This is a genomic window from Bullifex sp., assembly GCF_034103065.1.
GTDB lineage: Bacteria > Spirochaetota > Spirochaetia > Sphaerochaetales > Sphaerochaetaceae > Bullifex.
Window position 1 is genome coordinate 1 of record NZ_JAXEGN010000296.1, and the last position, 1,467, is coordinate 1,467.

A 1,467-nucleotide genomic window follows, 5' to 3' on the forward strand; every position below is an offset into this window, starting at 1 on the left:
ACTCCTTAAAGTTCAACAACGATTGGCTGCTGAGCCATGTGTGGATGATCTGCGCCAGCATATACCTTTAAATTAGTATAGAGCGCTCTACCAAGTTTTCCGTGTGGGAGCATACCCTTAATAGCATGTTCCATTGGATATGTTGGTTTTCTCTCGATGAGCTCACCGTAACTTTCGGTTGTAAGTCCACCTGGGAACATTGAGTGACGATAATACTTCTTATCGAGAACTTTGTTACCAGTAACAGCTGCCTTTGCAGCGTTGATGATGATCACATTGTCGCCCATGTCCTGGTGAGGAACATACTCTGGCTTATTCTTTCCTCTCAAGATCCTTGCAGCTGCAACAGCAACACGGCCGAGATTCTTACCTTCTGCGTCAATGAGATACCACTTCTTCTCAACTGACTGCGGTTTAACGAAAATAGTCTTCATACAAAATTCCTTGTCAATTTGTATTTTGCACTTCCAGCTATAAGGTGAGGCTCACCTTCTCTGATTCATCGTCCACATCATCACAACATTCTAGGAAAGGCGGAAAAGAACATTGATATACGATGCTTCTAATGGCAGAGATCCTCATCTCTAGAACTAAATTCTAATTTTCCTTTGTTTTTCATCTTGCCTTTGAGGAAGGCTTTCATCAAACGCAGGAACATAAGAAGTAGTTCTTGCAGGGCATGCATATAAACTGTCCAAATAAGACAGCAGGCTAAATATAAACTAGATAACGATTTTTTGTCCAGTAGCTAAGACTTAAATTTTAGTAAGATCTGCATATTTAGTATTAAATAGTGCAGTATTGCCATTATCAAATTTTACTCTAATAACTGTTTTACCGTTTCTAATCTCTTTAGTTATTACTTCCCCACGTCCATATGATGGAGATTTAATCTTGTCCCCTACTTCAAATTCGATATCATTTTGCTTTTTCTCTGGTTTAACCTTAGTTGGGGTAGAAACAATATTCTTTGCCCAAGATGGCGTGTTGGTAATATTACTTTTTCTAACCTCAAAAGCATATGGAGTAGTATAAGATGATTTTGCTTTAATAACTTCACCTTTATAATACTCTCTTGGAATTTCACCTATAAATCTAGATGGATCTTGGTAATTCCAATGTCCCCAAAGCATTCTTTTATTTGAGTAAGTTAAATAAAGTTTCTTTCTTGCTCTAGTAACAGCAACATAAAATAGTCTTCTTTCTTCCTCAATATCTTCTCTTGAATCACTATCTCTGATGGATGGCATAACACCTTCCTCTAAGCCTGTTACAAATACAGTATCAAACTCAAGACCTTTAGTATTGTGCATTGTCATTAGCTTAACGCTATTTTCTACATCTTCTTCGCTATTGTTTAGTGTAGTTCTATCCAAAGTAATACTTTCTAAGAAAGAAACAAGACCTTCTCTTCCAGGAGCAAGACCATTGAGAGCTGAAATTAATGCAGATAAGTTTTCAAGTCTA

2 protein-coding genes are annotated in these 1,467 nt (G+C 37.2%); both read right to left on the reverse strand.

Features of this window, described 5'->3' with window-relative positions:
• Positions 1-5: 5 nt before the first annotated feature.
• Positions 6-434 carry a 50S ribosomal protein L13 gene (rplM, locus tag SOY52_RS11115; protein ID WP_320849022.1) on the reverse strand — a complete coding sequence of 143 codons (429 nt, stop codon included), beginning with the start codon at positions 432-434 and terminating at the stop codon, positions 6-8.
• 321 nt (positions 435-755) lie between these two features.
• Positions 756-1,467 (reverse strand): ATP-dependent helicase (locus SOY52_RS11120; RefSeq protein WP_320849023.1); only part of this gene is annotated, 712 nt, incomplete at its 5' end.